Raw genomic sequence first — 25,599 nt, forward strand, 5'->3', positions numbered from 1 at the left:
TGGGCACGCCCATGGGTGGGAGCGTGGCATGCGTGTCGGCGCGCTCGCGAGGGGTGCGCGGCGGTCGCCGCACCCGGATCGCCTAGGAGATAAGCGTCCCGTCGGGGCCGAGGCGCAGGCGTTCGGTCGGCGCAGCCGGGTCCACTTCGCGTTCGGCGAGCTTGCGGGCCACGGCAGATTCCTTGCGCGCAACGGGCTGTGTCGACGCTCCCGTCTCGGGACCGTCCTGCGCGGCGTGAGCAGCGCGATCCCGCCACTTGATGGGCCGAGAATTGGAGGCAGAACCGTGGGAGGACGAGCGGGACGACACCGATTCGGAGGGGGCATGGAAGACCTCGTTGATGGAGGCGGATCCCATGGCGGCAGCGTGCGAGGGCAGCAGGGGTTCCCCATTCAGGTCGACGGCCAGGTCGGCGAGCATCGCGCGGGCGTCATCGACGATGGTCTGGTCCTCGGCGTGCAGGCCGTGGACCAGCCAGCGTACGAGAGCGATCTCGGAGAGGAGCTGGGCTCGCGTGAAGACGTGCAGGTCGATGGCGCGGCGCTCATGTCCATAGGTCTCACAGAAACGCTCAAGGAACGCATCGGAGGCGGTGGCCTGAATCCACGCAATATCCAGGGCTGGGTCACCCACGTGCGCGCTGGTCCACCCGCCGATAGCGACGACCGATCCGCGATTAACCGACAGGCTGCGTTCCTGGATGTCGCCGTGGACGGGGGCCGACGGGAAACGCCACAGTGACACGTCCTCGAGGGCGGCCTCCCAACGGTTCCACAGGGACGGCGAAATCGTGACCTCGCGGGCGGCCTCGTCGAGCAGAGCGAGGTTGCGGTCGCGGCACTCCATCGCTGTGTACGTGGGCAGTCCAATCGAGGAAAAGACCGTCTGCGGCAGGTTGTGCAGGGCTGCCAGAGCGCGCCCGAGCGAGGCCGGCAGCAGCAGGTCCGTGTCGAGGTCCTCGTCCGTGGGTGCGCGCCCGCCTGGATCGCGGTGCACGTACACGCTGCCTCCGCCGCGGATCTTGGCCTGCCCGGACAGGCGCGGCACGTCGAAGGGGATGTAGTCGTGCTCGTAGGCCTGGCCTAGGCGGTCCAGAATCCCCGACGTGGCCTCGAGAGCGGGGCCGGAGACCTCCTCGTGGGGGCATGTGACGATCCAGCGGTTGCCGGCGACGTCTTCGATGCCGGTCACGGAAGCCAGTTCGTCGCTGTAACTCGGCGGGCGCAGGGCGCTCACGCGCAACCCGGGCATTGCGGAGGTGGCCAGCGCGGCCAGTTCGAGGGCGCTCTTGGGACTTGTCATTCTCTGAATGTATCGCTCCGACCGCCCGGTTGTGGCCCCCCGCGCGGGTAAGCGTCCGATTGTGGGACAGCGGTTTGCTCCTTCCTGAATAACCCTGTTACTTTCGACACAATGGTTCTGTTTGGAGCGAGGAGGCTCAGCGATGGAAGCCATCACGCGTGCACTCGCCGCGCGGGTACGAGAGGGTTTGGCAGCGGGCGGCATCGATGCCGCGCGGGATCCCCGGGCCGTGCGTGCCCTCATCGACCGCGCCATTGACACCCATGCCCCCGATATGCTCCCCACTCAGCGTGAGCAGGTCGAGGCGGACCTAATGGACGACATCTGCGGCCTCGGCCCCCTTCAAGTCCTCATGGACGATCCGAGCGTGGAGGAAATCTGGATCAATTCGGCCTCCCGCGTGTTTGTGGCCCGCGGCGGGGTAGCGGAGCTGACCAGCCTCATTCTCACGGACGAGGACGTGCGCACCCTCGTGGAGAGGATGCTGCACCACTCGGGGAGACGCCTCGACCTGTCCAGCCCCTTCGTGGACGCGATGCTCGCCGGGGGAGAGCGCCTGCACGTCGTCATCCCGCCGGTCACCGGACAGTCCTGGAGTGTCAACATCCGCAAGCACATTCAGCGCGCCCGCACCCTGGATGACCTGGTGGCCGTCGACATGGTGCCCCCGCCGATGCGCGACTTCCTGGCGGCAGCCGTCTGCGTTGGACTGTCGGTCCTAGTCTCGGGCGGCACGCAGGCAGGCAAAACGACGCTCCTGCGCGCGCTCGCCGGTGAGCTGCCGCGTTCGCGGCGCGTTATCTCCTGCGAGGAGGTTTTCGAGCTGGGCCTGGCCAACTGGGACCACGTGGCCATGCAGACACGCCCTGCGGCCGCCGAGGGCACGGGCGAGATCACGCTGCGAGACCTCGTGCGCGAATCCCTGCGCATGCGCCCCGAGTACCTGATCGTCGGCGAGGTACGAGGCCCCGAAGCCCTTGACCTCCTCGTGGCCCTCAACGCGGGCGTGCCCGGTATGGCGACTGTGCACGCGAACTCGGCGCGCGAGGCCCTCGACAAGCTCTCGATTCTGCCTCTCCTGGCCGGTGAGAACGTCACGACGGGATTCGTGACCCCGACCCTGGCCTCGTCCATCGACCTCGTGTGCCACGTCGAGCGCAGCCGGGACGGACAGCGCTACGTCTCCGAGGTGCTCGCCGTGCCCGGGCGGGTCGAAGGCAACCGGATCGAGACGGCCTCGCTCTTCACCTATGACGGTGGCCGCTGCGAACGAGGAGCGGGTTCCCTCGACCTGCATGATCGCTTCGCTGCTGCGGGCTTCGACCTGGCCTCTCTGCTGGATTGGGGGACGCTGTGATCGCCATCGTGTGTGGCCTTATCTTCGGGATCGGCCTTGTCATGGCCCTGTCCCCGTGGTTCACCCCGCCACCGAAACGCTCGCCCTGGGGGCCGTGGAAGCGCCTCTCCGACGATGTGGCGCGCGCCCGCGTCCCCGGGCTCAATGCCGTGCGACTCATCGCGGTCAGCCTCGGCCTCGGCGTGGTCGTTGCCCTCGCCGTCCTGCTCGCGACGGGAGCCTGGCCGGTCGCCCTCATCGTCTCCATCGGCGTGGCCTTCCTGCCCTACGCGTGGGTCGTCTCCCGCGTGGCCGGTCGCGCCAAGACCGTGCGCGCCGCCTGGCCCGAGGTCATCGACGCCATGGTCTCCGGCGTGCGTGCCGGAACCTCCCTGCCCCAGGTCCTGTGCGACCTCGCCGACGAGGGACCCACCCCCGTACGCTTCGCCTTCGAAGCATTCTCGCGCGACTACAGCGCTAACGGGCGCTTCGAACTCGCCCTGGACAAGATGAAAGAGACAGTCGCCGACCCGGTCGCTGACCGCATCGTCGAGGCCCTGCGCGTCGCCCGATCCGTCGGCGGTGCCGACCTGACCCGCCTCCTCCAAGACCTGGCCACCCTCCTGCGCGAGGACGCGCGCGTGAGAGGAGAACTCGAGGCCCGCCAGTCCTGGACCGTGGGCGCAGCCCGACTGGGCCTGGCCGCCCCCTGGATCGTCCTGCTCCTGCTCTCCGGCGGGGGTGCCAGCGCCCACGTATGGAACTCGCCCGGAGGAATTGCAGTCCTCTTCGGCGGTGCCGGCGCATGCGTCATCGCCTACCTCCTCATGAAAGCCATCGGACGCCTGAGCACCGATCCTCGAAACCTGGGAGGCGCGTCATGAGTCCCTGGATCCTGCTCGCCTTCGACGTCATCACCGCATGCCTCGCCGTCGGCGGCATCACCCTCATCGTGCGATCCCTGGCCACGCGCCACCTCTCCTTCGCCGCCCGCGTCGCCCAGGGGCGCGTCCAAGAGGACACCACACCCGAGATCACCCGATGGCTCAGGCGCATGGGAGCCTCGGCCCTGGACTCCCTGGGATCCACCAGCGAATCCGTCGCCCGCCGCCTCATTTTGGCCGGGGCAGCCCCCGAGGTGTCCGTGTTCCGTCTACGTCAAGCCGCCGCCGCAATCGCCGGACTCATCGGCGCTTGCCTCGTCCTCACGGCCCGCCCGGCCGCTTCGCTGCGCGCGTCGGTCATCCCGCTCATCGTTTGTGCCCTCGTCGGCACCCTCCTCGGCGTCGCAGGCATGGACCGATACCTCACGCTGACCGCCAACCGACGCCAACGCGCCATCGATGCTGCCGTCCCCGACTGCTCGGAGCTGCTGGCGCTCGCGGTCGCCGCGGGAGAGTCGATTCCTGCCGCCATTGAACGCGTCGCGGGGTGCGCGGGAGGCCCCCTGGGGATGGAACTCGGGCTCACGGCGGGACACATCCGTAACGGCATGCCCTCAGTGCGGGCGCTCGCCGAGATGGTCGACCGCACCGACTCGCCGGCACTCACGCGCCTGGCCCGTACGCTGACCACGGCCATCGAGCGCGGCTCACCCCTGGCCTCGGTCCTGCACGACCAGGCGCGCGACCAGCGCGAACGCTCTCTCGCGGCCCTCATGGAGGAAGGCGGGCGACGCGAGATTGCGATGCTCCTGCCCGTCGTCTTCCTCATTTTGCCGGTCACCGTCATCTTTGCCCTCTATCCGGGCCTCATCGCCCTGGATTTCACCCCGTAAATGAAGCAGACACGAAAGGAACACACGCCATGAAGAAGTGGTTACGCAAGCCTCAGCCGCTCGGGGAGCGCGGGGATGTACCCGGCTGGGTGCTCATTACGCTCATGACAGCCGCCCTGGTCGTCGTCATCTGGGGCGTCGCCTCAGACCGTCTCGTCGAGATCTTCAACCGTGCGATGGACTCCGTTGCGGGCATTTGACGGCGACGAACGCGGCTCCGAGGTCGTCTCCACGGTCCTCGTCCAAGGCCTCGTGGTTCTCGTCATCCTCCTGCTCATCCAAGTGGCTTTCGCGTCGCACGTGCGCACGATGAGCGTGAGCGCTGCATCTGAGGGTGCGCGCCGCGGCGGGCTGCTGGGTGGAGACGAGGATGAGGCGGCCAAGCGCACGGGCGAGCTGTTGGATTCCCTCGTGGGGGCCTCGCACGACCGCGAGATTTCGGTGACCCGCGAGTCCGACGCGGGCACGGACATTCTCGTCGTCACCGTGCGCACGCGCCTGCCGCTCGTGGGCGGGCTTGGGCCGCGCTGGCTGACGGTACACGGTCGCAGCCTCGTGGAGGGGCCGTGAGCGAGCGCGGGGACGCCAGCGTTGAATTCCTGGGCATCCTGGTTGTCCTCGTGATCCCTGTTCTCTACATCGTCTTGGCGGTCGGCCAGGTCAGCGCGGGGGCAATGGCGGCAGACGCGGGTGCGCGTGAGGCAGCGCGCATCCTCGCTGAGGATGTCGAGCGCCAGGCGGACGCCGAGCACGCGGTCGCCCTTATCGTCGAGGACTTCGGCGTGGATTCCTCCCCCTCGATGTCGTCCACGTGCGGGGCGTGCGGCAGCGCTGACGGCATGGTTGAGGTCAGTGTCTCGGTGCGCGTTCCGCTGCCTTTCCTGCCCGCGTGGCTCGGCGGTGTCGGCGTGGACGTTTCTTCGAGCGCCAGCGCGCCCGTGCGGGAGGTGGTCTCCGGTGGGTGAGGAGGGGCGCGTCGGAATCCTCATGTGCGCGGGCTGCGCCTTCGTCTGCCTGCTGTTGTTCGTGACGATGGCGCTGACGCAGGTCGCGATGCAGGACCGGCGCTTGGTCTCGTGCGCGGATGCGCTGGCCGGCGCCGGGGTGGGCGGAGCGTCTGCGTCGTCGGTCCTGGTGGGGCAGACCTCGGGCACGGACGAGGCCGGGGCGGCCTCTCGCGTTGACGTGGCGCTTGGTGCCATGGCGACGACGACGTGCCGCGTGGGGGAGGGCGTGGTGGTGACGAGAGTGAGCGTTCAGGGAGGGGAAGTCGAGGTGAGTGTCAAGGCTCGTCCGCGAGTGTCCCTGGTGCCTCCGGCCTTGCGCGGAGTGGTCATTCCTGAGCTTGAGCGGACATCGAGCGCACGAATGAGAGGCCTCTGATCTGTGCGAAAAAGGTGTTCTGCGCGACGGTCACATCGTGGGACGCTGATAGCGCCTGAGTAAACGAAGCGTAAACTTTAGGCCATGAGCAGCTTTGATACATCGCGACTTAACCCTGCACTGGCTTCCGTTTTCGAATCTGTCCAGCGCCGTGACCCCGCCCAGGCCGAGTTCCACCAGGCCGTCTACGAGGTCCTCCTGACGATTGCCCCGCTGGCTGAGCGCCACCCCGAGTACGCCGACCTGGCCATCATCGACCGCATCGTTGAACCCGAGCGCCAGCTCCAGTTCCGCGTCCCGTGGGCCGACGACAAGGGCAACATCCACGTGAACCGCGGCTTCCGCGTCCAGTTCAACTCCGCTCTCGGCCCCTACAAGGGCGGCCTGCGCTTCCACCCCTCCGTGAACCTGTCGATCATCAAGTTCCTCGGCTTTGAGCAGATCTTCAAGAACGCCCTGACCGGCCTGCCCATGGGCGGCGGCAAGGGCGGCGCGGACTTCGACCCCAAGGGCAAGTCCGACGCTGAGGTCATGCGCTTCTGCCAGTCCTTTATGACTGAACTCTCCCGCCACATCGGCCCCGACACGGACGTGCCCGCCGGTGACATCGGCGTGGGCGGCCGCGAGATCGGCTACATGTTCGGCCAGTACAAGCGCCTCAAGAACCGCTTCGATGCGGGCGTCCTGACCGGCAAGGGCCTGACGTGGGGCGGTTCCTTCGCGCGTACCGAGGCCACCGGCTACGGCCTGGTCTACTTCGCCGCCGAAATGCTGGCCGCGAAGGGCACGAGCTTCGACGGTAAGCGCGTCGTCGTCTCCGGCTCCGGCAACGTTGCGATCTACGCGACCGAGAAGGCCCAGCAGCTGGGTGCGACCGTCGTGGCCGTGTCCGACTCCTCCGGCTACGTCGTGGACGAGGCTGGCATCGACGTTGCGCTGCTGAAGGACGTCAAGGAGGTGCGTCGTGGACGCGTCTCCGACTACGCGGCCGAGCGTCCCAGCGCCACCTTCGTGGCTGACGGCTCCATCTGGGACGTCCCCTGTGACGTCGCCCTGCCGTGCGCCACCCAGAACGAGCTGCCGCTGTCCGGCGTCCAGAGCCTCATCAAGAACGGCGTCCAGCTGGTCGCCGAGGGCGCGAACATGCCCACCACTCCTGACGCAATCGAGGCCCTGCAGGCCGCGGGCGTGGCCTACGCCCCCGGCAAGGCCTCCAACGCGGGTGGCGTGGCCACCTCCGGCCTCGAGATGCAGCAGAACTCCGGCCGCACCCAGTGGCCCTTCGAGGAGACCGACGCGAAGCTCCACCAGATCATGGTCGACATCCATGCCAACACCGTTGCCACCGCCGAGGAATACGGCGTGGCTGGCGACTACGTGGCCGGCGCGAACCTGGCTGGCTTCCGTAAGGTGGCCGACGCGATGGTCGCGATGGGTCTCATCTGATCCGATTCCTGTCAGTGCCCCGGCGTCCTCGCGGCGTCGGGGCACTGCCGTATTCTGGCCTGGATCTGTGGCCCGGTCTGCGAAACGCCCGACACCGACCACTCCTCGCGCCCCTGGTGAGGGCGCGAATCGGCTACCCTGGGTGTGTGGCCATTGAATTTTCTGAAGAGATCCCGTCCCTGCGCACCACGATGGAGAATATCCTCGCTGTCGTGCAGCCGGACAAGCTGCGCGCACAGATCGCCGAGCTGAACGAAAAGGCAGCCGCCCCCGACCTGTGGGACGACCCGAGCGCCGCGCAGGCTGTCACCAGCGCGCTGAGCCACCGCCAGAGCGAGCTTGATCGCGTCACGCAGATGAGCGAGCGCATTGATGACCTCGAGGCCATGGTGGAAATGGCCGCCGAGGATCCCGACGAGGGCGCTGACATCCTGGCGGAGGCCGAGGCTGACCTGGAGAAGCTGCATAAGGATCTGTCCGACCTGGAGATCCGTACGCTGCTGGACGGCGAGTACGACGAACGCAACGCCGTCGTCACGATCCGAAGCGGCGCGGGCGGCGTGGACGCCGCCGACTTCGCCGAGATCCTCCTGCGCATGTACCTGCGCTGGGCGGAGCGCCACGGCTACCCGACCAAGGTCATGGACACCTCCTACGCCGAAGAGGCCGGTCTGAAGTCGGCGACCTTCGAGGTCCAGGCCCCCTACGCGTACGGCACGCTGAGCGTCGAGGCCGGTACCCACCGCCTCGTGCGCATCAGCCCCTTCGACAACCAGGGGCGTCGCCAGACTTCCTTCGCGGCCGTCGAGGTCATCCCCCTCATTGAGACCACGGACCACATCGAGATCCCCGAGTCCGAGCTGAAGATCGACGTCTTTCGCTCCTCGGGACCCGGCGGCCAGTCCGTCAACACGACCGACTCGGCCGTGCGCATGACCCACATCCCGACGGGCATCGTCGTGTCCATGCAGGATGAGAAGTCCCAGATCCAGAACCGCGCAGCCGCCCTGCGAGTCCTGCAGTCCCGCCTCCTCGTGCTGCGCCACGAGGAAGAACAGGCAAAGAAGAAGGAACTCGCCGGCGACGTCAAGGCCTCGTGGGGTGACCAGATGCGCTCCTACGTGCTCCAGCCCTACCAGATGGTGAAGGACCTGCGTACCGAGTTCGAATCCGGCAACCCCCAGTCCGTGTTTGACGGGGACATTGACGGCTTCATCAACGCTGGCATTCGCTGGCGCAAGAACGAGCAGAAAGCTGCTCAGGACTGAGCAGCGCCCATACGCGCAACCCGGCCCCGGCCTCGTCAATCCATGAACGAGGCTGGGGCCGCTCGCATCCCCGAGCTGGCGCGGGTGGCGCTGAACAAACCACACCGCCGGTTTTCCGCGTGTCGCAGCCGGGGCGTGACCCCATCGTTACCTAATCTGACAGAGACTATTGACCCCGATCGGACGGTCCCATGATTCGTTTTGATGATGTCACCATGGTGTACACGCCAGGTGCCCAGCCCGCGCTGGATCACGTCTCGCTGGAGGTGGAACGCGAAGAATTCGTGTTCCTCGTCGGCAAGTCGGGTTCTGGCAAGTCCACCTTCCTCCAGCTCGTCATGCGCGAGATGAAAGCAACGAGCGGCAAGGTGTGGGTGCTCGGTAAGGACGTATCCAAGCTGTCCACCTGGGCCGTGCCGAAACTGCGCCGTCAGATCGGCACGGTTTTCCAGGACTTCCGCCTGCTGCCCTCCAAGACCGTGTACGAGAACGTCGCGCTGGCCATGCAGGTGATCGGCAAGCCTCGTCACGCCATCGAGACCTCCGTCCCCGACGCCCTGGACCTCGTGGGCCTGTCGGGCAAGGAATCGCGTCTGCCGCACGAACTCTCCGGCGGTGAGGAACAGCGCGTGGCCATCGCCCGCGCCATGGTGAACCGTCCCGAGCTGCTGCTCGCGGACGAGCCCACCGGCAACCTCGACCCCGAGACATCGCTGGGCATCATGCGCCTGCTCGACCGAATCAACCGCACGGGCACGACCGTCGTCATGGCGACCCACGACGCCACCATTGTTAACCAGATGCGCAAGCGCGTCATCGAACTCGAGGCCGGCGACGTTATCCGCGACCAGAACCGCGGCGTCTACGGGGCCGGGAGGTAAAGAGAGTGAAGCTTCGTTTTATTTTCTCCGAGGTCGGCAAGGGCTTGTCGCGTAACCGCGCGATGAGCGTGGCCGTCATCCTCGTGACCTTCGTGTCCCTGCTGTTCGTCGGCATCGCGGGCCTGACCCAGATGCAGGTGTCCAAGATGAAGTCGGAGTGGTACGACAAGATCGAGGTCACGGTCTACATGTGCGCGATCAACGACGCCGCCCCGAACTGCAACGCGACCGAGGCGACCGAAGCGCAGATCGATGCCGTGCGCCAGAAGCTGGCCTCCTCCGAGATGACGCCCTACGTGGCAACCGTCTACGAGGAGACCAAGGAAGAGGCATACGAGAACTTCAAGCGCCTCAACGGCAACGACGCGCTCACGCAGTGGACCACGCCGGACATGCTCCAGTTCGCGTTCCGTATCAAGCTGGTCAACCCCGAGCAATACTCGGTGGTCAAGGAAGAGTTTTCCGGGACCGCCGGCGTCTCCGAGGTCCGCGACCAGCGTGAGGTCGTCGAACCCCTGTTCCGCGTGTTGGGTGCCGCCCGCACGGCCGCCCTGGGACTCGGCGCGATCATGGTCGTCGCGGCGATCCTGCTGATCTCGACGACGATCCGCCTGAGCGCGATGAGCCGCGAGCAGGAAACCCAGATTATGCGCTACGTGGGTGCCTCGAACCTGTTCATTCAGGCACCCTTCATGATCGAGGGTGCGCTGGCCGCACTGGTGGGCGCAGCCTTCGCAATCGGCACCCTGTTCGCGGGTGTGCACTTCGTCGTCCAGGGGTGGATGGCTCCCGCCTTCAAGTGGACGAACTTTATTGGTATGGGCGAGGTGGCAATCATGACGCCGATCCTCGTCCTGGCCGCGGTGGCGCTGGCGATTATTGCGTCGGCTTTCTCGTTGGCCAAGTACACGAAGGCGTGAGTCTCATGTTCCGTTCTCTTCGTCGTCCCCGTCGCGGCGTGGTCCGCGCAGGTGCCCTGGCCCTCGCGTTCGCGTCGTTCATCGCGATGAGCCAGACGCTGCCCGCGCGCGCGGACGACGACCGTGACGCAGCTGCGAACGCCGCCGCGGAGGCGCAGGCGACGGTCAATGCCCTGCAGTCTCAACTCGAGGGTATCGACGCATCGCTGGCGCAGGTCTACATCGACCTGCAGAACCTCAATGCTCAGATCCCGGAAGCTCAGACCGCCTACGACAACGCAGTGGCCGACTACGACAAGAAGTCTCGCGAACACACGACGATCCTGGGTGAGCTGAGTGCCGCGAAGGGCGAGCAGACCCGCATCGACGATTCGCTGAACGACGCGACCACGCAGGCCGACGATTCGCAGCGCGCGATCGCCGACCTGGTGCGCCGCAAGTACCGTGATGGCAACGTCGATCCGGTCGCGGTGGCCCTGACCTCGGGCGGCACCGAGTCCATTACGGAGCGCGCCGCAGCGGCCGACATGGCACTGCGCACGGAGAACCAAACCATGACCTCGGCCCTGGACGTGTCCTCGTCCCAGCGCACCCAGTCCACGCGCCAGGGTGCGATCACGGATCGTATCGCTGACCTCGAGGAGAAGGCCGCTCAGGCGGAAGCGGACGCGCAGACCGCGAAGGACGACGCTGACGCGAAGCTTACCGAGCTCAACGACCTGAAGGATCAGGCGTCTGCCAAGCAAACCGAATGGGACGCTCAGAAGGGACAGGTCCAGGCCTCCCTCGACCAGGCTGAGGCCGACTACCAGGCGCGCAGCGATGAACTGGCGGCCATTGATGCGGCGAACCAGGCCACGGGCGTGTCCTACACGTCGTCCTCGGGCTTCCGTAACCCGCTCGACATCCCGATCGTCGTCACCAGCCCCTTCGGTATGCGCTACCACCCGGTGCTGGGCATCATGAAGGGGCACTCGGGCACCGACATGGCGGCCGACTGTGGCACGATCATCCACGCTGTTGCATCGGGCTACGTCAGCGCGGTGTCCGCTGACGTGTCGGCGGGTAACTACGTGGATATCAACCACGGCATTGTCGGCGGCAACTCAGTCATCACGGAATACCTGCACATGCAGGCCCAGTACGTGTCCCCCGGACAGTACGTGAACGCGGGCGACGCGCTGGGCGAGGTTGGCTCGACCGGCTACGCAACCGGATGCCACCTGCATTTCGGTGTTCTTGAGAACGGAAACTATGTTGAACCGATGGATTACCTGTAATCCGGGTTAGGATGGACCCTCGTAGCGTTTTCGCTGCGGGGGTCTTTCCTGTGTGAGCAGGGAAACGAGTCTGGAGGGAGGCAGGTCATGCCCAAGGAATGGAAGAAGCCCAAGCCTACGGAGGGGCAGCGTGCCAAGGCTGCCTCCGACGCGAAGAAGACGATTGCCCGTAACAAGAAGGCGCGCCACGACTACACGATTGAGGACACCTGGGAGGCCGGTCTGGCTCTCATGGGGACCGAGGTGAAGGCGCTGCGGATGGGGCGCGCCTCGCTCGTGGATGCGTGGGTGGAAATCAATGGGGGAGAGGCATGGCTGTACGGTGCCAACATCCCCCTGTATTCGCAGGGCTCGTGGACGAACCACGCGCCCACGCGCAAGCGCAAGCTGCTGCTGCACCGAGCTGAGATCGACCGTATGCAGGATCGCGTGGCCGCGAAGGGCTACACGATTGTGCCCCTGGAGCTGTACTTCATTGGCGGGCGCGTCAAGGTCGAGGTTGCTCTGGCTAAGGGCAAGCAGGAGTGGGATAAGCGCCAGGCGCTGCGCGAGAAGCAGGATCAGCGCGAGGCCGAGCGCGCGATGCGCCGCTACGTGAAGCAGGCCCGCCGGTAACGGAAAGAAGGCGACCCTGTGCGAGGTTCCGTCAGGATTTTTCGTCGTGATCTTCTGAGGCTGGTCACCGTCCCAGCCGCTTGGATCGTCATCATCGGTATGGCGTTCGTCCCCGCGCTTTATGCGTGGTTCAACATCGTGGGGTTCTGGGACCCTTACGCTCATACGTCGCAGATCCGCGTGGCCGTGGCCAACGAGGACGAGGGGGCGACGAAGGACGGACTGGGCACCGTCAACGTTGGCGCTTTGCTGTCGAATCAGCTGCGGCAGAATGACCAGCTGGGCTGGCACTTCGTGAGCGCGGACGAGGCTCGCTCTGAGGTCGAGCACGGCGAATCCTACGCCGCTTTCGTCATCCCGGCCTCGTTCTCCTCTGATCTGACGGGCATCGTTGACGGCACGTACGTCAAGCCGAACATCCAGTATTACGTCAACGAGAAGAATAGCGCGGTGGCCCCGAAGATTACGGGGGCGGGTGCGACGGCGCTGGATCGGAAGATCAACGCGACGTTCGTGTCCACCGTCGCCAAAGTGCTGTCCGACAAGGCGTCCGAGGCCGGGGTCGGCATCGCGGATCAGGCTGATACTGCGCGTGCGGACGCGGTGGCCTCGCTTGGGGAGGCTTCGACGAAGGCGCAGAACGTGTCGGATACCCTGTCGAGCATGGGGGAGACGATTGACTCCGCGAAGGACTCCGTCGCCTCGGCTCGTACGACGCTGGGGGAGCTCGATACTGCGGCGGGTGACCTGTCGGCGTCACTGGACACGGCCGACGCACTCGTCACCGACGCGCGTACGTCGCTGGCTGATTTCTCTGGCGACATGGGGTCGGTCCTGGATGGGCTATCGACCAATACGTCGGACGCGCTGGCCGACCTGTCGACAGACGCGGGCAGCCTCGACGGTGCCGTGCAGGGGGCGACGGGCAGGCTTGATGGTCTGCTCGTCGAAGGCAACTCGATCAACACGACGGTTGGCACGATTCTCAGTGATCTGGACACGGCGGGTGTCGGGAATCTTCCTGGCGCGGGTACGGCCCTGACGGATCTGACGAACAACAACACGTCGCTGTCGACTGCGATTACCGACCTGACGACTCTGAACACGGACCTGTCCGCGTCCTCGACGTCGATTTCCACGGCTCTCACGTCCGCGTCGACCGCCGCCAACTCCGTGCAGACGGCCGTGTCGAACGCGCGAGCGGGCGTGAGCGGTCAGGTTCCTACACTCTCGACGGCTATCGACGATTTTTCGAGCGCCTCCTCGTCGATGCGTTCGTCGCTCGATACTCTGCGCGGCCAGCGTGACCAGGTGTCGACGCTGCTCGATCAGTTGGATTCGCTGCTCGACGACGCGAAGACTGCCACGTCGAACAGCGCGACTAACGTGGGCACCATCAAGACGGACCTGGATAGCGTGTCCACGGATGTCTCGTCGATCGCGTCGTCGAACACGCTGCGTGACCTGGCGACCTCGCTGGGGACCAACGCGGAATCGGTTGCTTCCTTCATGGCGTCGCCGACCTCGATCCAGACGCAGACGGTGTTCCCGGTCGCCGCCTATGGGTCGGCGATGGCACCCCTGTTTACGAACCTGGCGCTGTGGATCGGCGCGTTCTCCCTCGTTCTTCTCCTCAAGCTCGATGTCGACGAGGAGGGGATAGACCCCGTCTCCTCGGCCACCAAGTACGTGGGCCGGTGGATGTTGCTCGCTTTCTTCGGCGTCATCCAGGCGCTCGTCGTGTCGATCGGTGACCTGATCATTGGCGTGCAGACCGTCTCTCGCCCGACTTTCGTGGGGACGTCGATCATTATTTCGATGGTCTACGTGTCTATCGTCTACATGCTCGCGACGTGCTTCCAGCACATCGGCAAAGGCCTGTGCGTCGTCATCATGGTCATGCAGATTCCCGGTTCTGCCGGCCTGTACCCGATTGAGATGCTGCCGTCCTTCTTCCGTTTCTTGCATCCGGTGCTCCCTTTCACATATGGGATTAAAGCGATGCGCGAGACGGTGGGCGGCTTCTACCGGCACGAGTACTTCTTGGCCCTGGGGGCGCTCGGCGTTCACGCGCTGGTCGCATTCGTCATTGGGCTGGCGTTGCGCCCCTTCCTGGTCAACCTCAACGCGATGATCACGCGCGACCTGGCGTCCTCGGGCTTGTTCGTGGCCGAGGCGACGCGTGTGCCCTCCAACCGCTACCGCCTGACCCAGATCGTGGCGGCCCTGGCTGACCATGAGGGCTTCCAGCGTTCGGTGTCGGCGCGTGCCGCCCGCTTCGAGCGCCGCTACCCGCGCATGAGGCGCGGTGCCATCGTGCTGGGTGTGGTCGTGCCCGCTGCTCTCGCGGTCCTGTCGGTCACGAACGCCGCCGAAGTGCCGGTCGTGCTGGGTGCGTGGATTGTGTGGGTCCTGGCTGTCATCACGTTCCTGATCGGCTTGCAGTACCTGCGTGAGGCTCTCGAGCGCCAGCAACTGCTCGGTGCCATGGAAGAGAGCGACGTGCGTTCACTGCTGACCCGCCGCGTCAAGGGTGCTCGCTCGCGAATCGCGCTCAGCGCAGCTGCCGTGAGCGCGTCGATCTCCTCTGCCCTGGCGGCGTCGCTCGCACAGTACGACGCAGAGCACGCTTCCGAGGAGACCGAGGACGAGGCTTCCACGGGTTCCGCCGACACCGTGTCCTCAGCGCAGGGGAAGACGACCGACGAGGCCGACCCCGGCCTCGTGGGTGAGGAACGGACAGCGGAAGGCGACGAGACCGACGAGGCGGACCCCGGCCTCGTGGATGAACCTGACGCTGCCGAGGACGAGGAGGACGCGAAGTGAGAACTATCTGGGCTATCTACCGCGCGGACCTGCGCCGGGCGCACCGCTCACTCATCGCCCTCGTCGTGACCTTTGGACTCGTCGTCATTCCCTCGCTGTTCACGTGGTTCAACGTCGCGGCGTCCTGGGACCCCTTCGGCAACACGCGCTCCCTGCGTATCGCTATTGCGAACACGGATGTGGGATACAAGTCCGATCTGGTGCCACTGCATATCAACATCGGCGACCAGGTCGTCTCTGCTCTGCGCAAGAACGATAAATTCGACTGGGTGATCGCCTCGGAGGAGGCTGCGGTCGAAGGGACACGCTCGGGCGACTACTACGCGGCCATTGTCATCCCCGAAGACTTTTCGAAGGACATGCTGACCTTCTTCGACGGGGAGGCTTCGAGCGCGCCCATGACGTACTACGTCAACGAAAAGAAGAACGGAATTAGCCCGAAGCTCGCAGGCCAGGGAGCCGAGTTTGTCAGCGCGCAGGTGAACCAGACCTTCGCACAGACTCTCGCCGAGGTTGCGCTGGATACGGCCTCGTCGATGGGGGACGCACTGTCCTCGACGACCGCGACGGGGGCCGTCACCACGCTCGACAACCGCGTGCAGTCAGTGGCCACGCGCCTGCGTACCGCCGCCGACAGCGCGGACGCGTACGCGGCGCTGGCCAGTTCTTCGCTGACACTCATCGATTCGACGACGACGCTCGTATCCGGTGTGGGGACCGCGAAGTCCTCCGCGCAGTCAGCCGTCGGCAGCGCCGACTCCGGAGCGACGGGGCTGACCGCCGCAGCCACCGGTGCGATTGCCTCCGTGTCCAGCGCCATCGACTCATCCAAGACGGAGCTCAGCACGCTGTCCACCTCCGTGGAGAACGTGTATTCGACGGCGTCGACCAGTGCAACCGACGCCTCAGCGTCGCTGCGTTCGCAGGCCGATGTCCTGGATTCGCACGCGACCACCTACGAGAACATCAAGAAGACGCTCAAGGACTTGCCAGGCTCGCCCGTGTCCCAGTCCTCCCTGGATAGGCTGCAAAGCGCGGCCGACCGGCTGCGTACCCTGGCGACCAACCTGCGTGACGCTGCGACCGACCTCGACACGAAGACCACGGACGCGCAAACCAATCACGACAACATCACCGCCCTGATTGCCGACGCAAACCAGGCTGTCGATGACCTGTCAGCCGACTACGACAATGACCTGAAGCCGAAGCTCGACTCCCTGGCCTCGACCCTGTCGTCGGCGCAAACATCCCTGTCCTCCGCGCGTTCTAGCTTGTCCTCCTCGGTCTCCACGGCCTCGGATGGCGGCGACAGTGTGCGCGATAAGCTCACGAGCTTGCATGACAATCTGACGTCGGCGGCCTCGGATATGCGCGATTCCGCCGGGAAAATGGATTCGCTGCACACCTCCATCAAGGAGGCCCAGGACAGCGGCGATCTGACGACCCTGAAGGACATCATCGGGAATAATCCCGAGGCGCTGGCCGCCGCCATTGCCGCACCCGTCGGCGTCGATACGATTCCCGTTTATCCGGTGGCGAACTTCGGCTCCCAAATGGCACCCATGTACTCGATCCTGGCCCTGTGGGTCGGCTCCGTCCTCATGGTTGTGTCCATCCGCTCTGATGTGACCGACGAGAATGCCGCTGAGGGCTTGCCCGAGGATGATCCGCTGCGCGCTACGTTGACCGCTTCGCGGATCCGCCTGGCGTCCGGGTACCTGGGGCGCTACCTGATTTTCGGGACGATTGCACTGACACAGGCGACGCTGATCGGGCTGGGCGATCTCTATTTCCTGAAGGTTCAGCACGTCCACCCGCTGGAGTTCATGGGCACGCTGTGGCTGACAGCCGTCGTGTTCTCGTTCCTCATGTACACGCTCATCGCGACGTTCGGGAACGCTGGTAAGGCCCTGGGCGTGCTGCTGCTGGTGTTGCAGATTTCAGGTGCCGGGGGAGCGTTCCCGCTGGCGATCCTGCCATCCTTCTACTCGTCGATTTCGCCGTTCCTGCCGGCTACCCACGCGATGACGGCGCTGCGCGCGTCAATCGCCGGATATACGGGCCACGAGTACGGGGATGCCATGTGGCTCCTGGCCTCCTTCATCCTGTTTGCGGCGTTCCTGGGGCTGGCGCTGCGCCCGCTGCTGGTGCGCGGCAACCGGCGGATGGTAGCGAAGCTGGAGTCCACGAAGCTCCTGTAGAGCAGTGGTGCCCGTGGGGACGAGGCTTGCGCGTGTTCGCGGGGCGTCGGGGAGTTGAAAACTCAAAAGGGGATGATCGGTTTCGACAGTGGTCGTCGATCGAAGTGAAGCGAGCCGAGAATGTACGCTCAACTCGTAAACGATGCGTGCAAACCAATAGGTGCCGAACAGAATCGCACCGACTACGTTCTCGCTGCCTGATATCGCAGCCTGAACCTTTAGTCCGTCAGCCCGGGAGTTGCTTCCGGCCCGGTGTCTGGCGTCGTCTAGGGAGCCACTGGGTGCCGCCCATGTTGGTGGGGCGGCTCCGACACTCAATCAACTGAGCCCATCCGGCGGTGAGTCTACGCAATGCCGGGGGCCGAGAAATAAAACCGTAGACTGCGCTCGGAGAAGAATTCGGGGCCGGCTATTGGACGGGGGTTCGATTCCCCCCATCTCCAGTCGCCGATTACATTGAGGCGTCGACGTGTGAGGACTTCATCGAGGTGATTCGCATCGGCCGATGCTGCGGGAACGCCCCTCCTCGTCCTTGGCGGCGCGGTCGAGGGCTGGCTCGTCTCGGGAAGTGTGCCCGAGACGGGCCTCGCCTGCGGGAAGTGAAGGTGGGGTCGGGTGGGCGTTCTTCGGAGCGAGGGTACTCTTGGGCAGAGGACGCTCTCGGACCGGGAGGCTGTCCGTGAGCCGAGTTTACCTCCGATGGAATCGGCTCTTGCCAACCGGGTATGGCCGACTGCTCGGTGCGTGTGAAGGGTCGGACTTTCTGGAGTGGCCAGGGTGCTTCGGGGGTGAGGCTTTCCATGACAGGGCGCGTTCTTACCAGTTTGCCCCGGATCGTTGAGGCCATTCGACTCGCGCCGTTGTCTGAACACCCCTCGCGGGGAACGGTGGGCGCGCCGCCTTAGCTCAGTCGGCAGAGCGATTCACTCGTAATGAATAGGTCGTGGGTTCGATTCCCACAGGTGGATCCACTTGAACGCTCAGTTTGATGCAAAATTTTAACGGCTCTTCCGAGTTGAGTGTGGGTGACCGGGTGTTGGTCGGGGGTTGCGGGTAGAGGTCGAGGTCCTTGATGATGAGCGGACTTCTACCCCCGCTGTCGTCAAGGGACCTCGGGCGGTGTCTCACCCTACCTGCTGCTGCTGTGCGTCGCTTGATCGTTGTGATCGGTGTGATCTGCTCGTCGGTTTGGAGGGCTTCCATCTGATGAGCGTGGCTCGCACCCCAGGGGCCCTGGTGCTCGATGTTGAGTCGTGCAACCAGCTGGCGGGCTGCCCTGGTTGCGGGGTGATCGCACAAGGCCACGGTCGCGTGGTGGTGGAGGTGATTGACGCGCCCTGGGCCGGGATTCCGACAAGGATCCGGTGGCACAAGCGCCGATGGATATGCCGCGAACACACCTGCCAGATCGCGACTTTCACTGAGCAGAACCACTCGGTGTGCTCCCAGAGCGCGTTTGGGTGTGCGGGCGATCCGCTGGGCGATCCGACAGCTGCGCTTCGAAGGGGCCACCATCGCTGGCCTGGCCCGACAACTGGCAACCACGTGGAATACCGTGTGGTCCCATATCAAGCCGTGTCTGCAAGCCGCATCTGATGACCCCGCCCGCTTCGCAGGCGTGCAGGTGCTGGGGGTTGATGAGCATGTGTGGCATCACCAGGACCGACGCCGACGAGGGCCCCGTGAGCTCACCGGCATCGTGGACCTGACACGCGGGGAGGATCATCCCACGGCAAGGTTGTTGGACCTGGTCCCAGGAAGGTCTGGCACTGTGTACAAGAACTGGCTAGAAGAGCGCGGCGAACAGTTTCGCTCCGGTATCCAGATCGCGACACTGGATCCCTTCCAGGGACAGCAAGAACGCCATCGACGATCAACTCCAAGACGCCACCAGCGTCCTCGATGCCTTCCATATTGTCAAGCTCGCTGGCGACGCTCTCGATGAGGTGCGTCGCCGCGTCCAGCAAGACACGACCGGTCACCGCGGGCGCAAGGGTGATCCCCTCTATCAGATCCGCAATCTTTTGCGCGCCTCGCGTGATCGGCTCACGAAGCGTCAAAAGGAACGCCTCCGTGAGGCCTTCGTGGCAGATGAGGCGCATATCAGTGTTGAAGTCGCCTACCTGCTCACCCAGCAAGTGCGCGAGGTCTTCCATCAAGACACACCCGCCCAAGGCCAACGCCTGGCCGCTCGTCTCATCGAGAGCCTACCAGCCTGTCCCATCCCCGAGATCGCTCGCCTGGGCCGGACCCTACGCAAGTGGAAGGACGCATTCTTAGCCTACTTCGATACCGGCGGAGCCAGCAACGGGCCAACAGAAGCCATCAACGGAATCATCGAACTAGGCAGACGCACCGCCAGAGGCTACCGCAACCCCACCAACTACCAACTCCGAATGCTCCTCATCGCAGGAGGCCTAGACGCCTCCACCCACACTCAACTATGAAGAGCCCGTTTACCTTGTTTTCTATTATTGCTTGTTGGAGGCAGTGTTCGTTCCACCATGGCGGGATCCGTCTTGGTATTTGGGGTTGTAGCCGATGACGCCCGCGCATGACCTTCTCGGACGGTTCGCCCGCAAGAACGCGTACAGTTCCTCGTAAGCCTCAGACTCATCAGGTCGATGAGCTGCCTGTTTTCCAAAGGGGCCTGCGGACGGAGCGCCGATGGAGCCGAGACAGTGTGCGCATTTGCGGGTTCGGGAGGAGGCACCGGGCTGTGGTGCTCGCTGGCGCCTCTCGCGACTCCTGAGCGGCTCGGTTGGCACCTCATTCGCTATGACGGCACATGCTTTTTCTTTGGGGTGCCGATGGAGCGGTTGCGATGTTGGAGGACGTTGCCCACGGCCACTACGGGACGGGCTTAATTTCACGCGCGACGGCTGAAATGCTTCGGGAGAAGCACGTCCGAAGGAGAGCCGGTGTTGCTTGGGGAACACGGAGGCTGGTGGAGGCTTTGCCAGTGCCAAAGTCAGAGTCAGCGCCAAAGTCAGACTCAAAGTCAAACTCGGCGCCAGCGTCAAGTTCGCCAGCGGCTCGTTCGGATGAAGAAGTAGACAGAGGCGCAAACGAAGAAGTAGACGACGAAGCGACGGCTCGAACCGGGAAGGTCCGGGCCGCCGCTCGGCGCTCACATTTCACTCAGTCACGGGCTGGGTAGCTGATCCGGGAGACGTGTCAGCGAACTCTACTTGCGCAGCCGTTTACCGCCTGCGCAGGAGAAGCGCCCAGGCGCCCGCCCCGACGAGTCCGCTACCACCGATCCCTACGAGGATCCACTGCCACCAGTTCGAGCCGCTCCCGTACGAGGCGGAACCGCGCTCAGGATTGAGCAGGGCGCTCACGGGGGTAGCGGGCTTGGTGAGCGCCCGCGTCGTGGGCGCTCCTGACTGTGAGGAGTCCGCGAAGTCCAGACCCGCGACGCCGCTCGACTGGGAGTCGTCGGCGCTGGAAGCGCCCGATACGCCGGAGTCGGAGCTCGTTGACCCCGCGCCAGTCGCCGAGTTTGACGACACTAGCGAGCCGGATACGGTCGACCCACCGGTTACCGGGGTTCCGGTCTGCCCGGCACCCTCGGCGAGGCGCGCGGCGGCCGCGGTCGGGTTCCCGATCGGCGAGGCCGGGGCGCTCGCACTTGCTGAGGGGGAGCCCGTGGACGGTGATCCGGTTGACGGGGAGGTGCCCGGAGCGGGCGCGGGCTGGCCGGGCCGCTGCGCACCGTTGTTCGGGTTCGGTGCGGGCGAGGGGTTCGGCTCAGGCGAGGGATCCGGCTCAGGCGAGGGGTTCGGCTCAGGCGAGGGATCCGGCTCAGGCGAGGGGTTCGGCTCAGGCGAGGGATCCGGCTCAGGCGAGGGGTTCGGCTCAGGCGAGGGATCCGGCTCAGCGCCCCTCTTGATGGCGTCGTCGCCGACGAGGAAGATCACATGGAGGGTCTTCTCGATGGTGGAGCCGTCAGCGAGGTGCGCGGTGTAGACAAAGTCGGTCGAGTAGCGCCCGGGCTTCGTGAAGTAGAAGGCCTGGTGGTCGTGTGATCCAAAGAGGTAGCGGAGGACCATGTCGGGCTTCATCGAGTCGAGTCGGGGCGTGAATCCCTCGAAGAGGGAGGAGTTACCGGTGACGAGGCGACCGGGGCCGGTGAAGTTCCTCATCGCGACCTCGACGCCCTTGCTTGAGAGCTGCGAGTAGTCGACCCGCTGGGTTGAGAAGCCGACCCAGGGGATGCCCTCGAGCTGGGTCTCGGGCAGACTCCACACACCTTCGGGCGCCGCAGCGGCGAGTTCGCTGTAGCCCTTCGCGCCGGCGGGGATCTTCGCGTGCGTCGAGTCGGGGACGGCGTAGGCGAAGGTTCCGGAGGCGCGGTGGACGGGGTGGCGCGGGTCGGCGGTGTCGTCGACGAAGACCTCCGCCTTCCCGTCCTTCAGGGACATCGCCTGATCCATGTGACCTTCGGTGATGATGTGGATCGCCGAGTCGCCGGGACGGGAAGGGGCGGACGGGTTGGCAGGATCGGGTATCGAGGGATTGCCGGGCTGAACGCCACCGCTCGGTGGCGCATCGGCATCCGGATCCGCAGGGTTTGGAGAGGGTGAGGGTGAGGGTGCCTCGCCGTTGTTCTCCGCGGTGATCGCGCGCAGCGCCGAGATCGCGGCGTCGCCGACGACGAAGTGAGCGGAGCGGGACTTGTAGGAGAAGTTCCCGTCCTTGTCGCGCGTCTCGATGTTGAAACCGACGGCGTAGACGCCTGGCTTCGTGAAGACGTGGGCGAGGGGAACTGCGGCTGCATCGACGGTGAAGCCGCGGTTGGGGTCGCGCGTCGTATCGAGGGTGACGTTCATCGCCCCGTCGGTGACGGTCCCCGCGATGTAGCGGCTGCCCTTGGGGCCGTCGAAGGTGTCGATGGAGTAAACGGCTGGCCCGGAGCGCAGATCGGCGGGCATTTGGGTGAAGTCGAATCCGAGCGATCCGTGCTCACCGGAGGCAGGCAGGACCCAGCGGTCGCCGTCGGCGGTCGTCTGCTTGAGTGAGTCGGGGATTTCGAGGATCGGTTCCCCGGGGATCGACTTGCCGTTCGCGTTCACCTCGAGGGTCACCCGCTTGATCGGCACGCCAGCCCGCACATCGTCTTTGAAGGTCCCCTTGTAGACGTAGTGGGAGGGGGAGGAGGGTGAGGCTGGCGCCTTCGCAGTAGAGCCGAAGAGCGCTTCGATCTGCTTACGGGCCTCGGCCTGGGTGAAGGGGGGCTCGGGCTCGGCGGGCGTCTCCTCGGTGGAGAGTTCGCCGGAAGCGATCATCTTCTCCTTCATCTGCTCGGCAGTCGTTCCGATCGGAGTGAGGGAGGTTGTGGTGCCTTCGGGCAGACCGACCTCGTCATCGGAGCCGACGAGCCACGTGATGGTCGAGGGCAAGGAATTAACGGCTCTCTGGGACCAGGTGGACGTGTAGGAGGCAACCATGTCGAGCCGGTAGACGCCCGCTTTCGAGAAGGTCCAGTTCCAGTGGCCGTGGGAGCCAGCCTGGAGGGAGAGCGGCGCGAGCGAGGGGTCGGAAGAGAGCCCTCGACTCAGGGAGTTCGTGCCGATGGTGCGCCACACCTCGACGGCTCCGGGCCCGGAGGAATTTGCGATCGAGAGCTTCACCTCGTCAAGAAGGATCCCCTCGGGCTGGGCGACCTCGTGCGCCGTGTCGAAGGCACCGATGCCAGCCCAGACGGGACGCCAGTTGTCGATCTGCTCCTGGGGGGCACGCCAGACAATGTCGCCGGGCTTGCCAATGAAGTCGAAGAGGCCGCCCGAGGGGACGACCATGCGCGAGACCTCCTGGGAGTCGGAGACACGCGCGTCGGGGGCGAGTCGGACGCAGACGGAGTTTGGGTCCTTGACGACTTTGCGCCCGTCGACAACAGTAACGGTGAAGATCTCGTCGACACGGGTGACGTAGGCGGCGTCAACATGCGCGTGGTGGAGGAGCTTGCGGCCAGCGCACACGTGGGGAACGCGGCCGTCGGGCCCAGGGGTCGCCTCCGGGTCAGCGCCGGGCGAGCCCGCAGGAACCGTGAGGTCGGCGGGCACGAGGTCCCCGTAGCCAGCCTCTCCGGGCAGGTGCTCGGGATCGTCGGGCGCTCCGGGGGACGAGGGTGCGGCCTCAGCGTTGGTCGAGCCGGAGGCGTCGGAGGCGTACTCCGTGAGAGAGGTCGTTTCTAACGGGACTGCGTGCGCCAAGGGCGCGGCGATCGTTGGCGTAGCAAAGAGCGCGAGGGTGAGGAGCGCGGTGAACAGGGCGAGGAGGGGATGAATCCCGCGGTGGGTGGCGCGCATGATGAACCTTCTGGCGATAATGAGAATGAATTGCATTAGCGTACAGGGCTGTCTGCGAACCGCGCAACCTCGAGTGTGAGGTCCGGATCACGCTTGCCGCGTGTAAGGATGCGAGAAGAGTAATTGATGCCCTCAAGGCGCGCGTACGGGCGCGGATGTCGAAGACTCTGCTCGTCTACTTCGCGGTGTTCGCGGTCTTCCGTTGTGGACGCGCAACTCGGTCTGCATCGCGTAGCCACTCCTTCTCGGCCTCTACTGAGAGGTTGTCGACACCGTCCTCAACGCGGATCCGTACCGACGCGAGCGCCCTGGAACGAGAGCGCGACATCTAGACGCTCCTATTCGCCTCCTCCAGACCGAGGGGCGGGCCTACACCCACCGCTACATCTGTGAACGGCGGTTTCAAGTGGTGAGTGCAACGGCGTAGTTGTGGGGTAATTGTTCTATGGGTTTGGCGGGGGTTTTCAGTTGAATCGTTGGTGGGGTCGGGTGTTGAGTTGGCGTTGGGCTTCTTCGAAGGTCTTCGGGCGGGTAGGTGCCCAGGTCGGTGCCTTTGGGGAAGTAGTCGCGCAAAAGGCCGTTCATGTTCTTGTTGGAGCCGCGCTGCCAGGGAGAGTGCGGGTCGGCGAAGTAGACATTGATCGTTGTCTTCTTCGTCAACTCTTTGGTTTTGGCTATCTCGGCTCCCTGATCCCAGGTCAGCGTGCGCCGCAGATCCTGGGGTAGGTCGGCGATCATGTCGGTCAGAGTCTCGACTATGGTATCGGCGTCGTGCGAGAGGGGCAAAGGCCGCAACAGCAAGTACTCGGTGGTGCGTTCGACAAGAGTGATGGTCGCGCTCTTGGAGTTCTTCCTGATGATCAGATCACCATTCCTAATGGCCTGGGCCGAGGTGCCCTTCGGCTTCCTCGGGCCGATCGGTGATCCTGGCGCCCTCGACCCACGACTTGCCTGACGAACGGGCAACAGTGAGCTTGGAGCGTGGTTTGCGGCTCGTGCGTCCCGAGCGCAAGGTTTTCTCTACTTTGAGTTCGTGACGCAGGTTTGCATGCCCGTGTACGTAGAGGGCCTGGTAGATGGTTTCGGCGCTGATCGTCATGCCCCCATTGTCGGGCTCGTGCATCCAGGCGGCCGCGATCTGGCAGGGGGGCCAGTGTTCGTTGAGCTTGGCAACCACGAAAGACCGGAGCTGTGGATCCTCGATCTTCAACCCTTTGGGGCGCGCCGCAAGGTGCTTGGCCTGTTCGTGGGCTCGCGCCGCCTGATACGCGCCCGGCATCCGATCCACCTCGCGTTTAACCGTCGAGGCCGACGCTCCCACCTGAGCGGCGATGGTCCGTAATGACAGTCCTTGAGGGTGTAAGAACTCGATGAGCTGACGGCCCCCATCGTCAAGCGGGCCCCGTGCCCCTCGCCTCGGGTCAACCCCGCGACGATTCTAGGATCAGGACACACATTCCACCCACCAACAGGGCCTGTACGAAACGTCATCCCCCAATCCTTGGCTCAGCCGCGAATCGTGCAGACCGCCACGCCCGCACGCCTGTGCACTTGACGGACCGCCACCCCCTGGACCAACAGACCGAAAACGAGATCCCGCACCTCACCAGAACGGCGAAACACCACAGCAACCACCCCACACACTCAAGGCGCTGCACCCACCACCTGAAGCCACCCAACTCAGATGACGACCCTGCTGGGACAGCTTTCGGCGCTGACCGCTTCAAGTCGCTCGCTCGATACGAACCACGTCGCGCTTGCCTACCTGATTCACGGCGCGCAAACGGCAACAGATCGGGGTGAAACCGCTGGTCAGACCCTGTCGATCGCGCAATTGGTGGACACGCTGAATACGCAGATTTTGGATGATGCGCGCTTTTCTTCGTTCATCGACGACAAGACGCGCACGGCAATCACCGGCGTTGTTCTGGATGTTTCAAGCAGTATCTCTGCCGACAACTACGTGGACGTGAACCACGGAATGCTCGGCGGTAACTCCGTGATCACCGAATACCTGCACATGCAACGCATCTATGTTTCGCCCGGACA

General features: G+C 65.0%; 21 protein-coding genes, 1 other RNA gene and 2 pseudogenes. 19 read left to right on the forward strand and 5 right to left on the reverse strand.

Annotated elements, in window-relative coordinates; all coding sequences use genetic code 11:
* Positions 1-82: 82 nt before the first annotated feature.
* Complete coding sequence (locus O3932_RS07510) at positions 83-1,303, reverse strand: phosphotransferase (RefSeq protein WP_371537445.1); 1,221 nt, start codon at positions 1,301-1,303, stop codon at positions 83-85.
* Between the two features lie 142 nt (positions 1,304-1,445).
* Here O3932_RS07510 and O3932_RS07515 point away from each other — a divergent pair, with 142 nt between their 5' ends.
* The 18 genes from O3932_RS07515 (at position 1,446) to O3932_RS07600 (ending at position 19,683) form a co-directional block, all read left to right on the forward strand.
* Complete coding sequence (locus O3932_RS07515) at positions 1,446-2,660, forward strand: ATPase, T2SS/T4P/T4SS family (protein ID WP_314736555.1); 1,215 nt, start codon at positions 1,446-1,448, stop codon at positions 2,658-2,660.
* Positions 2,657-3,523 carry a type II secretion system F family protein gene (locus tag O3932_RS07520; RefSeq protein WP_371537448.1) on the forward strand — a complete coding sequence of 289 codons (867 nt, stop codon included), beginning with the start codon at positions 2,657-2,659 and terminating at the stop codon, positions 3,521-3,523. The genes O3932_RS07515 and O3932_RS07520 overlap by 4 nt, the downstream gene beginning before the upstream one ends.
* A complete protein-coding gene (locus O3932_RS07525) occupies positions 3,520-4,416 on the forward strand; it encodes a type II secretion system F family protein (protein WP_371537451.1) in 897 nt (298 codons plus the stop codon). Before O3932_RS07520 ends, O3932_RS07525 begins: the two co-directional genes overlap by 4 nt.
* A 29-nt stretch (positions 4,417-4,445) precedes the next feature.
* Positions 4,446-4,616: a hypothetical protein gene (locus O3932_RS07530; protein WP_299239259.1), complete on the forward strand. Its 171-nt coding sequence runs from the start codon at positions 4,446-4,448 to the stop codon at positions 4,614-4,616.
* Positions 4,603-4,986, forward strand: coding sequence for an ABC transporter (locus O3932_RS07535; RefSeq protein ID WP_371537453.1), 384 nt, complete (start codon positions 4,603-4,605; stop codon positions 4,984-4,986). The genes O3932_RS07530 and O3932_RS07535 overlap by 14 nt, the downstream gene beginning before the upstream one ends.
* Positions 4,983-5,381 carry a 1-hydroxy-2-methyl-2-(E)-butenyl 4-diphosphate synthase gene (locus O3932_RS07540; RefSeq protein ID WP_371537456.1) on the forward strand — a complete coding sequence of 133 codons (399 nt, stop codon included), beginning with the start codon at positions 4,983-4,985 and terminating at the stop codon, positions 5,379-5,381. The genes O3932_RS07535 and O3932_RS07540 overlap by 4 nt, the downstream gene beginning before the upstream one ends.
* On the forward strand, positions 5,374-5,799 hold the full coding sequence (locus O3932_RS07545) for a hypothetical protein (protein ID WP_009648367.1): 426 nt from the start codon (positions 5,374-5,376) through the stop codon (positions 5,797-5,799). Before O3932_RS07540 ends, O3932_RS07545 begins: the two co-directional genes overlap by 8 nt.
* Positions 5,800-5,883: 84 nt before the next feature.
* Positions 5,884-7,245 carry an NADP-specific glutamate dehydrogenase gene (gene gdhA, locus O3932_RS07550; RefSeq protein WP_009648371.1) on the forward strand — a complete coding sequence of 454 codons (1,362 nt, stop codon included), beginning with the start codon at positions 5,884-5,886 and terminating at the stop codon, positions 7,243-7,245.
* Positions 7,246-7,391: 146 nt separating this feature from the next.
* On the forward strand, positions 7,392-8,513 hold the full coding sequence (gene prfB, locus O3932_RS07555) for a peptide chain release factor 2 (protein ID WP_009648387.1): 1,122 nt from the start codon (positions 7,392-7,394) through the stop codon (positions 8,511-8,513).
* A gap of 191 nt (positions 8,514-8,704) precedes the next feature.
* Positions 8,705-9,394: a cell division ATP-binding protein FtsE gene (ftsE, locus tag O3932_RS07560; protein ID WP_009648381.1), complete on the forward strand. Its 690-nt coding sequence runs from the start codon at positions 8,705-8,707 to the stop codon at positions 9,392-9,394.
* Positions 9,395-9,399: 5 nt separating this feature from the next.
* Complete coding sequence (gene ftsX, locus O3932_RS07565; RefSeq protein WP_009648384.1) at positions 9,400-10,314, forward strand: permease-like cell division protein FtsX; 915 nt, start codon at positions 9,400-9,402, stop codon at positions 10,312-10,314.
* Positions 10,315-10,319: 5 nt separating this feature from the next.
* The gene (locus O3932_RS07570; RefSeq protein WP_296503760.1) at positions 10,320-11,594 is read left to right on the forward strand and encodes a peptidoglycan DD-metalloendopeptidase family protein; all 1,275 of its coding nucleotides are present in this window, start codon (positions 10,320-10,322) and stop codon (positions 11,592-11,594) included.
* A gap of 87 nt (positions 11,595-11,681) precedes the next feature.
* The gene (gene smpB / locus O3932_RS07575) at positions 11,682-12,209 is read left to right on the forward strand and encodes an SsrA-binding protein SmpB (protein WP_009648379.1); all 528 of its coding nucleotides are present in this window, start codon (positions 11,682-11,684) and stop codon (positions 12,207-12,209) included.
* An 18-nt stretch (positions 12,210-12,227) separates the two neighbouring features.
* The gene (locus tag O3932_RS07580; protein WP_371537459.1) at positions 12,228-15,035 is read left to right on the forward strand and encodes a YhgE/Pip family protein; all 2,808 of its coding nucleotides are present in this window, start codon (positions 12,228-12,230) and stop codon (positions 15,033-15,035) included.
* A complete protein-coding gene (locus O3932_RS07585) occupies positions 15,032-17,236 on the forward strand; it encodes a YhgE/Pip family protein (RefSeq protein ID WP_371537462.1) in 2,205 nt (734 codons plus the stop codon). The genes O3932_RS07580 and O3932_RS07585 overlap by 4 nt, the downstream gene beginning before the upstream one ends.
* A 68-nt stretch (positions 17,237-17,304) precedes the next feature.
* Positions 17,305-17,682: a transfer-messenger RNA gene (gene ssrA / locus O3932_RS07590) on the forward strand.
* Positions 17,683-18,442: 760 nt separating this feature from the next.
* Entirely contained in the window at positions 18,443-18,832 is a 390-nt protein-coding gene (locus tag O3932_RS07595; RefSeq protein ID WP_371537466.1) for a transposase family protein, read from the forward strand.
* A 317-nt stretch (positions 18,833-19,149) separates the two neighbouring features.
* The gene (locus O3932_RS07600; protein WP_371537479.1) at positions 19,150-19,683 is read left to right on the forward strand and encodes a transposase; all 534 of its coding nucleotides are present in this window, start codon (positions 19,150-19,152) and stop codon (positions 19,681-19,683) included.
* 756 nt (positions 19,684-20,439) lie between these two features.
* On the opposite strand, the gene O3932_RS07605 is transcribed toward O3932_RS07600, so the two are convergent.
* The 4 genes and pseudogenes from O3932_RS07605 to O3932_RS07620 form a co-directional block, all read right to left on the reverse strand.
* Positions 20,440-23,550: a choice-of-anchor M domain-containing protein gene (locus O3932_RS07605; RefSeq protein ID WP_371537469.1), complete on the reverse strand. Its 3,111-nt coding sequence runs from the start codon at positions 23,548-23,550 to the stop codon at positions 20,440-20,442.
* 402 nt (positions 23,551-23,952) lie between these two features.
* Entirely contained in the window at positions 23,953-24,516 is a 564-nt protein-coding gene (locus O3932_RS07610) for an IS30 family transposase (RefSeq protein ID WP_198002799.1), read from the reverse strand.
* Complete coding sequence (locus tag O3932_RS07615; RefSeq protein WP_009647613.1) at positions 24,425-24,829, reverse strand: hypothetical protein; 405 nt, start codon at positions 24,827-24,829, stop codon at positions 24,425-24,427. The genes O3932_RS07610 and O3932_RS07615 overlap by 92 nt, the downstream gene beginning before the upstream one ends.
* 12 nt (positions 24,830-24,841) lie before the next feature.
* Positions 24,842-24,922: pseudogene (locus O3932_RS07620) on the reverse strand (hypothetical protein); the annotation flags it as partial.
* 312 nt (positions 24,923-25,234) lie between these two features.
* Here O3932_RS07620 and O3932_RS07625 point away from each other — a divergent pair.
* Positions 25,235-25,599: pseudogene (locus tag O3932_RS07625) on the forward strand (hypothetical protein); the annotation flags it as partial.

Origin of the sequence: Pauljensenia sp. 20925_1_25, assembly GCF_041433955.1 — a bacterium.
Lineage (GTDB): Bacteria > Actinomycetota > Actinomycetes > Actinomycetales > Actinomycetaceae > Pauljensenia.

What these genes read in the sequence shown, in the direction of transcription:
- O3932_RS07510 (WP_371537445.1), bottom strand. Translation starts at nt 1,303, where the DNA reads ATGACAAGTCCCAAGAGCGCCCTCGAACTGGCCGCGCTGGCCACCTCC.
- O3932_RS07515 (WP_314736555.1), top strand. Translation starts at nt 1,446, where the DNA reads ATGGAAGCCATCACGCGTGCACTCGCCGCGCGGGTACGAGAGGGTTTG.
- O3932_RS07525 (WP_371537451.1), top strand. Translation starts at nt 3,520, where the DNA reads ATGAGTCCCTGGATCCTGCTCGCCTTCGACGTCATCACCGCATGCCTC.
- O3932_RS07530 (WP_299239259.1), top strand. Translation starts at nt 4,446, where the DNA reads ATGAAGAAGTGGTTACGCAAGCCTCAGCCGCTCGGGGAGCGCGGGGAT.
- gdhA (WP_009648371.1), top strand. Translation starts at nt 5,884, where the DNA reads ATGAGCAGCTTTGATACATCGCGACTTAACCCTGCACTGGCTTCCGTT.
- ftsE (WP_009648381.1), top strand. Translation starts at nt 8,705, where the DNA reads ATGATTCGTTTTGATGATGTCACCATGGTGTACACGCCAGGTGCCCAG.
- O3932_RS07570 (WP_296503760.1), top strand. Translation starts at nt 10,320, where the DNA reads ATGTTCCGTTCTCTTCGTCGTCCCCGTCGCGGCGTGGTCCGCGCAGGT.
- smpB (WP_009648379.1), top strand. Translation starts at nt 11,682, where the DNA reads ATGCCCAAGGAATGGAAGAAGCCCAAGCCTACGGAGGGGCAGCGTGCC.
- O3932_RS07595 (WP_371537466.1), top strand. Translation starts at nt 18,443, where the DNA reads ATGAGCGTGGCTCGCACCCCAGGGGCCCTGGTGCTCGATGTTGAGTCG.
- O3932_RS07605 (WP_371537469.1), bottom strand. Translation starts at nt 23,550, where the DNA reads ATGCGCGCCACCCACCGCGGGATTCATCCCCTCCTCGCCCTGTTCACC.
- O3932_RS07615 (WP_009647613.1), bottom strand. Translation starts at nt 24,829, where the DNA reads ATGCCGGGCGCGTATCAGGCGGCGCGAGCCCACGAACAGGCCAAGCAC.